At 74.4% G+C, this 9,616-nt stretch carries 8 protein-coding genes; 2 read left to right on the top strand and 6 right to left on the bottom strand.

Going from position 1 to position 9,616, the window contains the following annotated elements:
* Positions 1-622 precede the first annotated feature (622 nt).
* Complete coding sequence (locus FH609_RS30240; protein WP_139675393.1) at positions 623-1,900, bottom strand: FAD-binding protein; 1,278 nt, start codon at positions 1,898-1,900, stop codon at positions 623-625.
* A gap of 577 nt (positions 1,901-2,477) precedes the next feature.
* Between FH609_RS30240 and FH609_RS30235 the strand changes: the two genes are divergently transcribed.
* Positions 2,478-3,626 carry an LLM class flavin-dependent oxidoreductase gene (locus FH609_RS30235; RefSeq protein ID WP_139675391.1) on the top strand — a complete coding sequence of 383 codons (1,149 nt, stop codon included), beginning with the start codon at positions 2,478-2,480 and terminating at the stop codon, positions 3,624-3,626.
* Between the two features lie 106 nt (positions 3,627-3,732).
* Positions 3,733-4,290: an NADPH-dependent FMN reductase gene (ssuE, locus tag FH609_RS30230; RefSeq protein WP_139675389.1), complete on the top strand. Its 558-nt coding sequence runs from the start codon at positions 3,733-3,735 to the stop codon at positions 4,288-4,290.
* A 75-nt stretch (positions 4,291-4,365) separates the two neighbouring features.
* Here ssuE and FH609_RS30225 read toward each other — a convergent pair whose 3' ends face one another.
* The 5 genes from FH609_RS30225 to FH609_RS30205 all read right to left on the bottom strand — a co-directional run bounded on the left by FH609_RS30225 (position 4,366) and on the right by FH609_RS30205 (position 9,612).
* A complete protein-coding gene (locus FH609_RS30225) occupies positions 4,366-5,499 on the bottom strand; it encodes an LLM class flavin-dependent oxidoreductase (protein ID WP_226962061.1) in 1,134 nt (377 codons plus the stop codon).
* A 90-nt stretch (positions 5,500-5,589) separates the two neighbouring features.
* On the bottom strand, positions 5,590-6,606 hold the full coding sequence (locus tag FH609_RS30220; protein WP_139675387.1) for an ABC transporter substrate-binding protein: 1,017 nt from the start codon (positions 6,604-6,606) through the stop codon (positions 5,590-5,592).
* Positions 6,603-7,070, bottom strand: a complete 468-nt coding sequence (locus tag FH609_RS30215; RefSeq protein WP_139675386.1) for a ferredoxin family protein — start codon at positions 7,068-7,070, stop codon at positions 6,603-6,605. The genes FH609_RS30220 and FH609_RS30215 overlap by 4 nt, the downstream gene beginning before the upstream one ends.
* The gene (locus tag FH609_RS30210; protein WP_139675384.1) at positions 7,067-8,731 is read right to left on the bottom strand and encodes an FAD-binding protein; all 1,665 of its coding nucleotides are present in this window, start codon (positions 8,729-8,731) and stop codon (positions 7,067-7,069) included. Before FH609_RS30210 ends, FH609_RS30215 begins: the two co-directional genes overlap by 4 nt.
* Positions 8,728-9,612, bottom strand: coding sequence for an ABC transporter ATP-binding protein (locus tag FH609_RS30205; RefSeq protein WP_139675383.1), 885 nt, complete (start codon positions 9,610-9,612; stop codon positions 8,728-8,730). Before FH609_RS30205 ends, FH609_RS30210 begins: the two co-directional genes overlap by 4 nt.
* Positions 9,613-9,616 lie beyond the last annotated feature (4 nt).

The following is a 9,616-nucleotide window of genomic DNA, read 5'->3' as shown; positions in this document are numbered from 1 at the left end:
GCATTACGGTGGGACACGAAGACCTCCATGCGGTGCAGTCCTAGACAGCTCCACCACATCGGAGGTCTTCGTCATGCTCAAGCCCCAACCACTGTGACCAGTGTCAACAACGCTCGTGATCAATACAGCTAGGCCAGGCCGGCTGGACATCTGCCGGTCGAGTTCGCTTGCGCCTGGTTGAGCCTGGGCGGCCACGTCACTGCGCGGCCGGGCCCGCTCGCGCCCGGTCAAGCTTGGCCCGAGGGGCCCACGGCCGGCCAGGCCACTGCCGAGTCCGCTTGCCCCTGTTCGAGTCGGGCCCGCTGGGCCGCTGCGACGAGCCCCGTCGCCACTGGCTAGGCCAGGCCGGCCGGTCTCGCCGCCGGGCCCAGCCCGCTCGTCGCGGGTCAAGCCGGGCCGGCCAGGCCATCGCCGGCCAGCCCACCGAAGGGTCCAACCCGCTCGCGCCCGCCGGGCCACCGCCGGTCAGGCCGCCGCCGGCCAACCCACCGCCGGCCAGCCCACCGCCGGGCCCAGTCCGCTCGCGCGCGGTCAGGCCGGGCCGGCCAGCCGGCCGCCGGGCTCAGCCCGGTCGTCGCGGGTCAAGCCGGGCCGGCCAGGCCATCGCCGGCCAGGCCACGGCTCAGGGCGTCGCGGCCAGCAGTCCGTCCAGGTAGGCGTTGCGGAAGCAGCCCTCCGGGTCCAGGGAGTCGGCCAGCCGGCGGAAGTCCGCCAGTCGGGGGAAGCGCTCGGCGACGGTCGCGGGGGTGGCCGCCGTCACCTTCCCCCAGTGCGGGCGGGCGCCCAGCGGCAGCAGCCGGGCCTCCACGGCCGCCAGCACCGGCAGCACCGCCGCCATGTCCTTGACCCAGGTGAAGTGGAACGCCACCGAGTCCCGGCCCTCGGCGGGGCTGAGCCACAGGTCCTCGGCCGCGATCGTGCGTATCTCCGAGACCTGGAGCACCCCGGCGAAGTCCGCCGCCATCTCCCGCAGCAGGCCCACCGCCTCGCCGGCCGACGACCGGGGGAGGAACAGCTCCGACTGCAACTCCTCGCCGCCGCTGGGCGTGAACTCCGGCCGGAAGTGCGGCAGTCGCTCGTGCCAGGGCCCGGGTACCCCGCCCTGCTCGGTGCAGTAGGTGGCCGGCATCCCCGGGATCGGGTGCCAGGGTTCGGTGGTCAGCCGCCCGCCCAGCCAGCGCTCCCCCGGGTGGCCGGCCTCCTCCCGGTCGAGCCGGCGCTTGAGCAGGACCGTGGCCGTGTCGCTGTGCCAGTCGGTGAAGACGCTGACGCTGTAGGCGCTGGCGGAGATCTCCGGATACCCCGCGGCGACCGTCCCCACCGGCACCCCCGGATAGACCCACTGCGCCACCTCGAAGGCCGGCTCCACCTCCAGCGTCAGCGCCGTGACCACGCCCAGCGCGCCCAGGTGGACCACGGCGCCCGGGAAGCGCCCCGGGTCGGACTCCCGGCTCAGCGTGAACGTCTCGCCGTCGGCGCCCACGAACTCCATCGCCGTGACGGCCGAGGCCAGCCCGCGCCGCTCGTTCCCCGAGCCGTGGGTGCCGGTGGCCACCGATCCGGCGACCGAAATGTGCGGCAGGGAGGCGAGGTTGGCGAGGGCGAAGCCGGCCGCGTGCAGCTCGGTGGCCAGCTCCCCATAGCGCAGTCCGGCACTCAGCGTGACCGTGCCGCCTGCCTCGTCGATCTCCACCCTCTGCGGCAGTCCGTCCACCCGCAGCAGGTCGCCCTCGGTGTCGGCGATCCGGTTGAACGAGTGCCCGCTGCCGAGCACATGGGCCCGCTGAGCACCGGCGACGATGTGGCGCAGCTCGTCGAGCGAACGCGGCCGATGGAGCCGCGCGGCGCCGAAGGTGATGTTTCCCGCCCAGTTGTGTGCCCGGGCCCCGCTTGTCTGCATGTCCCGACCGTAATACGAAACCCGACACCGAGAGTAGTGGCCTCCGGTCTACATTCCTTCGACGGACCGCGCGCCCCGCACGCCCTCCTCAGGGAGGAGCGCGCGGCGGGCGCGCGGACGAGCGCCCGGCGCACGCCCCGTCTCGCATGGCGAGCGTGGCATTGACGCTCCCCAGGTCGCGTGCTTGCATCGAACCATGCCCGGTGCCCAGACCCTGACCCGCCGCCGCTGCGTGGATCTGCTCCGCGTGGCCGCCGCGATGTGTCCCGTCTGTCGCTGACCCACCGACTCCCCGGCCCGGGCCGCGCGTTCCCCGCTCCGCCCCTCGTTGAGCCTCGTCGTTGAGTCTCGTCGAGGAGCCTGGTCGAGCGCCGTCACGCACGCCCGAGGCCCGGCCGCCTCCGCCGATCAGGCCGGCCCCGTACAGGGGGCCCGGCCCCACCTCCCCAACCGGTCCTCCCCGAGGTCAACTCCCCGTGGCCACCGTGCGCGTGGCGCCGGCCCCCGCCGGCGCGCGCCCCGGGCCGGCCCGTTGCGCGACCGCCCCAGGCCGGGCGCTGATAGGAGCGAATCGTCCATGTCCCTGACCTTCCACTGGTTTCTGCCCACCAGCGGCGACAGCCGCCATGTCGTCGGCGGCGGCCACGGCACGCCGGTCAACGCCGCCGGCGGCGACCGGCCGCCCACGGTCGGCTATCTCGCGCAGATCGCCAAGGCCGCCGAACAGGTCGGCTTCGAGGCGGCGTTGACGCCCACCGGCGCCTGGTGCGAGGACGCCTGGCTGACCACGGCGATGGTCGCGCAGCGCACCGAGCGGCTGAAGTTCCTGGTCGCCTTCCGGCCCGGCCTGATCTCACCCACCCTGGCGGCCCAGATGGCCGGCAGCTACCAGCGGCAGACCGAGGGGCGGCTGCTGCTGAACGTGGTCACCGGCGGCGAGAGCCGTGAACAGCGCGCCTACGGCGACACGTTGGACAAGGACGCCCGCTACGCCCGCACCGACGAGTTCCTCGCGATCGTCCGGGGCCTGTGGCGCGGCGAGACCGTCAGCCTGACGGGCCGTCATCTGCGGGTCGAGGAGGCGCGGTTGATGCGGCTGCCCGATCCGGTGCCGGAGATCTACTTCGGTGGCTCCTCGGCGGCCGCCGGGCCCGTCGCGGCCCGGCGCTCCGACGTGTACCTCACCTGGGGCGAACCGCCCGCGCAGGTCGCCGAGAAGATCGCCTGGGTGCGGGGCCTGGCCGAGGCGGAGGGCCGGACCGTGCGCTTCGGGGTGCGGCTCCATGTGATCACCCGCGACACCTCCGAGCAGGCCTGGGCCGAGGCCCAGCGGCTGCTCGCCGGCTTCGGGCCCGAGGAGGTGGCCCGCGCCCAACAGGGCCTGCGGCTCAGCGAGTCGGAGGGCCAGAAGCGGATGTTGGCGCTGCACGGCGGCACCCGCGACAACCTGGAGATCCATCCCGGCCTGTGGGCCGGTATCGGCCTGGTGCGCGGCGGCGCCGGCACCGCGCTGGTGGGCAGCCACGACGAGGTGGCCGACCTGATCGAGGAGTACCGGGCCGTCGGCATCGAGGAGTTCGTCCTCTCCGGCTACCCGCACCTGGAGGAGGCCTACTGGTTCGGCGAGGGCGTCCTTCCGCGCCTGGCCGCCCGTGGGCTGTGGACGCATCCGCAGCACGCCCAGACCCCGACGTCCGTCCGGCCCGCGCCGGTCGCCGCCGCCTGAGCGGCCGTCGGAGCCGTCGCGTGAACGGCCGTGTGACCGCCGCCCGTTCGACCCGCCCGTGAAAGAACGCAGGGGGCCGACCGCCCCCGAGTCCGAGGAGCCTGCCATGGCTGTCGTCCTGTCCCTGTCCGGAAGTCCCTCGCCGACCTCACGCACCGCCCGGCTGCTGCGCCACCTGGACGCGCGCCTCACGCTCCAGGGCCACGAGGTGATACCGCTCGACGCCCGCAGCCTGCCCGCCGACGCGCTGCTCGGCGCCGACCTGCGGCACCCGGCGATCGTCGAGGTGGCCGAACTGCTCGCGCGCGTGGACGGGTTGGTGGTGGGCACCCCCGTCTACAAGGCCGCCTACTCCGGGCTGTTGAAGTCCCTGCTGGACCTGCTGCCGCAGTACGCGCTGAGCGGCAAGACGGTGCTGCCGCTGGCCACGGGCGGCAGCACGGCCCATGTGCTGGCCATCGACTACGCGTTGCGCCCGGTGCTCTCCTCGATGGGCGCCCAGCACATCACCCCCGGCTGGTTCGTCCTGGACCGCGACATCCAGGTGCAGCCGGACGGCTCGGTGGTGCTGGCCGATGCGGTGGCCGAGCCGCTGGAGCAGATCGTCGACCTGTTCTCGCTGGAGCTGTCGTCCGGCCAGCGGGTGCTCAAGCCCGTGGCCTGAGACAACGGAGGGCCGCCGCACCGGAGTTGGGTGCGGCGGCCCGTGTCGTTCGGCCGACCGTGGTGTCCGAGGCGCCTACGCCAGGCCCCAGGCCCCGGCCAGCAGCCGGTAGGAGCGGACCCGCGCGGCGTGGTCGTGGGCGATGGTGGTGATCAGCAACTCGTCGGCCTCCGTGACGTCCCGCAGCCGCCGCAGGCCGGCCACGACCTGCTCGGGTGTGCCGACGAAACGGGTCGTCAACCGGTCCGCGACCAGGGCCCGTTCCTCCTCCGTCCACGCGACGACGTCGTCGGCCTCCTCGGGCGTGGGGTAGGGGATGGCGCCCCGGCCGGTGCGGATCGCCCGCACCCAGGCGCCGAAGCCGGCCGCCAGCCGCCGCGCGGTGGCCTCGTCCTCGGCGACCAGCACGTCGGCCGAGACCTGCACCCGGGGTGCGGGATGCTCGGCCGACGGCACGAAGGCCGCCCGGTAGGCGGCCACGGTCTCCAGGATGGTGCCCGGGCTGACGTGGTAGTTGGCGGTGAACGGCAGCCCGCGTGCGCCCGCCACCCGGGCGCTCTCCCCGCCGCTGGAGCCCAGCACCCACAGCTGGAGCGCCGCCCCCTCGCCGGGCACCGCGTGCACGGGGTCGCCGTCCGGCGTGGTGAACGTCCCGGCGAGCAGGGCGCGGATCTCGTCGATCTGCTCGGCGTAGTCACGGGGTTGGGCGCCCGGCGGGCGCAGCAGCTCCTGCTGGGCGAGGAAGCGGGGCAGGTTCAGCAGCCGGCCGGGGGAGAACGGCGGCGGGATCACCACCCCGTTCACCTCCCTGGTCCCCACGGGCTCCTTCGGCTCGGGCGGCGGCCCGCCCTCGCGGGTGGCGCGCTGGCCGCCGCGCCCGAGGCCCAGGTCGATGCGGCCGGGGGCGACGGCGTCCAGGGTGCCGAACTGTTCCACCACCGACAGGGCGGTGGGGAAGCCGAGTTGGACCGCTCCCGAGCCGACCCTGATCCGGCTGGTCGCGCCGGCGACCAGGGCGATCACCAGTGCCGGCTGGGAGCTGGCCACCCCGGCCGCCAGATGGTGCTCGGCCAGCCAGTAGCGGTGGTAGCCCAACTCCTCGGCCGTGCGGGCGAGATCGACGGTGTTGCGCAGCGCGGTGGCGGCGTCGCCGCCCGAACTGATCGGCGCCAGGTCAAGAACGGACAGCGGCACGGGCTCTTCGGACACGGGGCCCCTCTCGATGGGTGGTCGATGGTGCTGCTCGCCGGCGTGCCGTGGTGTGGCCGCCGGCGCGTGGTGGTGTCGCCGCCGGCCGGATCAGTTCCCTTCGGTGCGCACCAGCCAGTCCTCCAGGTCGAAGTCCTCCGCGATGAAGTCCTCCTCGACCAGGAACTCCTTGGTGCCGGCCAGCAGTTCGAGGCCGCGCTCGGGGAACGGGCCGTCCGGCAGGTGCTCCTCCAGGGTGGTCGCGCGCACCAGCTCCTCGGGGAAGTCGGAGAGCGTCACGGCGAAGTCCTGGTAGGAGGCGAAGTCCTCGCGGGCCAGCCGCACGCCCTCGTCCTGCCACTCCTGCCAGGCGGCGGCGAAGTCCGGGTTCTCGTCGAGGAACGACTCGGTGGAGACGGTGGCGCTGGTGCCGGCGTAGTCCGGATGGTCCTCGGCCAGATGATCGATGATCCGGTAGCCCTTGGCGACGAACACCTCCGCGTTCACCTGCGGCATCGCGGCGGCCGCGACGTCGCCGCGCTCCAGCGGCGCCTCGGTGTCGGCCGTGTAGATATGCGGCACCTCGGCCGGCTCGACGCCCGCGTCGCGCAGCGCGCCCAGCAGATAGCGGTGGATATAGGAGCCGGTCTGCACGGAGACCCGTTCGCCCTCCAACTCCTCGATGGAGCGCGGCCCGTCGTCGCGGACCACGATGGAGGCGTCGTTGCCGACCTGCGCCTGGGCGATCAGCCGGGTCTCAAGCCCGCTGCCCCGCGCCACCAGGGCTGGGGTGTCGCCGTAGCTCGCGACGTCCAGACTCCCGCCCACCAGCGCCTGGTTGAGGTCGGGGCCATTGGGGAACGGGAACACCTCGATGTCGTCGAAGCCCAACTCCGCAAGGCGCGGCAGCAGTTCGTCGCGGTGGTGCAGATAGCCGACGGGGCCGGTGAGTTGGGCCTTGGAACCGATGACGCCGATGCGGAGCGTGCCGGTCTCGGCGCCGTCGTTGGCGGCGGACTCGGCGCAGCCGGTGAGCGCGGTCAGCAGGGCCAGGGGCAACAGCGCGGCCAGCGCGATCCGTTGCCTCGTCCGTCTGCGTGCGGTCCGTGGTGTGGTCCGTGCGGTCACGGGGTTGGTGCCTTTCGTGCGGCGCCGGCCTGGGCCGGCGCGGTGGTGCTGGTCGTTGTGGCCGGAGTGGCCGGAGTGGCCGGGGTGGTGGTGGCGGCGGGCTCTGGCTCTCGAACGGACGGGGCGACCATCCGGGCGGCGCCGGGGAGTTCGGGGCCAACGGCGAGCCGGGCGCCGGGAGTTCGGCCCCGGCCCCAGCCGATGTGGGCCCGGTAGCTGCCGAGCCGGCCGTCGGCCGCCAGCTCGGCCTCGTCGAGTCCTTCGGGGGCGGCCGGGTGGGTGGTCGGCGCCACGAAGAGCGCGTCCACCGGGCAGTACGCCTCGCACATGAAGCAGGTCTGGCAGTCGTCCTGACGGGCTATCACCGGAACGCCGTCGGCGCCGGTGTCGAAGACGTTCGTCGGGCAGGCCAGGACGCACTTGTCGCAGGCGATGCAGCGCTCGGCCGAGACCACCTCGATCATGCCGCCGCCCCCGCCCGTTCCCCGGCGAGGGACGCGACGGCGCCCGCCGCCCCGGTGGCGCCCGTGGTGTCCGGGCGCGTCCACAACCGGTCGAGGCCGCCGGTGATCAGCCGGTGCCGGAAGTCCGGGTCGATCTGCCGTGGGTGGTCGGCGCGCTTGTGCATTCCCCGGCTCTCCGTCCTGGCCAGCGCGGCGGTGTACATCCAGCGCGCGGTCGCGGTCATCGCCGCCGCCCGGCGGGCCCGCATCGCCTGCTCGCCGGTGGCCCGCAGGCTCGAACCCGCCCTGAGCCACAGGTCGTTGAGGCGTTCCAGGGCGGGTTCGAGCACCGCGCCGTCCCGCAGGTAGTTCTTGTCGTAGGGCAGCACCTCGCGCCGCACCTCAGCGACCACGGCCAGGTGCTCGTCGGCCGGGCCCGGCGTGCCGCTCGGGCGCAGCCCGACCCGCCCGGCCGGGGTGACCCGCCGCGCGTGGGCCCGCTCGCCGAGCGCCGAGGCGAACGCGGCGGCGCCGCGCCCGGCCCAGGTCCCGGACGACATCGCCCAGGCCGCGTTGTGGCTGCCGCCCCCGGTGAATCCGCCGCAGATCAGCTCCCGCGTCGCGGCGTCCCCGGCGGCATACAGCCCGGGCACCTCCGTCGCGCAGTCGTCGCCGACCAGCCGGATGCCGCCGGTGCCGCGCACCGTTCCCTCGGCCAGCAGCGTCACCGGGAACAGGTCGGTGAACGGGTCGATGCCCAGCCGGTCGAACGGCAGAAAGAAGTTCGCCTGGCCCAGCCGCATCGCGCGCCGCTCCGCCTCGGTGGCCCGGTCCAGCCGCGCCAGGACCGTGCCCTCGTCCAGCAGGGTGCGGGCGATCACCGAGCGCCCCTTCTTGCTGCCGGCGCCGTCCAACTCGGTGCCGTCGGCGTGGTAGAACGTCGCGAACGCGTAGTAGGCGGTCTTGGTCACCGAGGTGAACTCCGGTGCGAGCGCATAGGCGTTGGAGAACTCCATGCCCGACATCGCGGCGCCCACCTCGGCGGCCAGCAGATAGCCGTCGCCGGTGTTGACGTCGCAGCCCAGCGCCCGGGACAGGAACGCGCAGCCGCCGGTGGCCAGCACCACGGCGCCGGCCCGCACGGTGAACGGGCGGTCGGCCTGCCGCCGGTGCCCGGCCGCGCCCGCGACCACCCCGGCCTCGTCGACCAGCAGCTCCAGCACCGGGGAGTGGTCCAGCACCGTCACGCCGGCGCGCTGCACCCGCACCCGCATCCGCCGCATGTACTCCGGGCCCTGGAGGCCGCGCCGCAGCTGGCGGCCGGCGGTGTCCACCGGGAACGGGTAGCGGCTGACCGTGGCGACCTCGTGCATGTTCTGCCAGGTCTGGTCGAGGACCCGCGCCATCCAGCGCCGGTCGGCGAGATGCCCGCCAAGACCCTCCCGGGAGGCCATCGCCGCCTCCCGCTCCTCGGGGTGCGGTGGCACGTACCAGACGCCGGTGCCGGCGGCGGCGGTCGCTCCGGAGCTGCCGCAGTAGCCCTTGTCGGCGAGGACCACCCGCGAGCCGGCCTCGGCGGCCTTGACCGCGGCCCAGGTGGCGGCCGGGCCACCGCCCACCACCAGCACGTCCGCCTCGTGATGCTCCGTCAACACGTCGTCGTAGTAGTTCTGTTGGCTCATGGGTGGTTCTCCCTCGGTGCGGTGGCCGGAGCGGTGCTCGGGTGGCTCGGGGCGGTGGTCTCCTCGGTGGCCCGGTCGGCGCCGCGCCGGGCCGGGCCGTGGACGCCGAGCCCGGCCAGCAGCTCGGTGCGCAGCTCCACCAGGCGGGGGTGGTCCAGCGGGCGGGGGCGGGGGATGTCCACGGTGAACTCGGCGGCGATCCCGCCGTCGGCGAGCAGCAGCGCGCGGTCGGAGAGCAGCAGCGCCTCCTCCACGTCGTGGGTGACCAGCAGCACCGACGGACGGTGCTCCGCCCACAGGTCCTCGACGAGCGCCTGGGCCGTCAGCCGGGTCAGCGCGTCCAACGCGCCGAACGGCTCATCCAGCAGCAGGAGTTGGGGCGTGCGCACCAGCGCGCGGGCGAGGGCGACGCGCTGGGACTCGCCGCCGGAGAGCGTTCCCGGCCAGGCGTCGGCCCGGCCCTCAAGGCCGACCTCGGCAAGCGCGGCCACGGCCCGTCGCCGCAGGTCACCGCCCCCGACGCCGAGGGTCACGTTGCGCCACACCCGCTCCCAGGGCAGCAGCCGGTGCTCCTGGAAGACGATGGCGGTGCGCTCGGGCACCTCGATCCGGCCCTCGACGCCCGGGTCGAGGCCGCCGACGGCGCGCAGCAGGGTGCTCTTGCCGGAGCCGGAGGCGCCGAGCAGGGAGACGAACTCGCCCGGGGCGATGGTGAGTTCGACGTCGTCCAGGACCACGCGGCCGTCGAAGGCGCGGCGCAGCCCGGTCACCCGCACCCCGGAGTGGTCGATGGCACGGGCCGACGGCGGAACGGGACCGGCGGCCTCGGAGGGGGACTCGGTTGCCGGGGCGGGATCGGTGGTGGGGGCGTGCGGGCTCATGGGA

Source organism: Streptomyces sp. 3MP-14 (assembly GCF_006334905.2).
GTDB lineage: Bacteria > Actinomycetota > Actinomycetes > Streptomycetales > Streptomycetaceae > Streptomyces > Streptomyces triticirhizae.
Note: the sequence above shows the minus strand (reverse complement) of the source record. Positions and strands in the feature narration are given on the sequence as shown.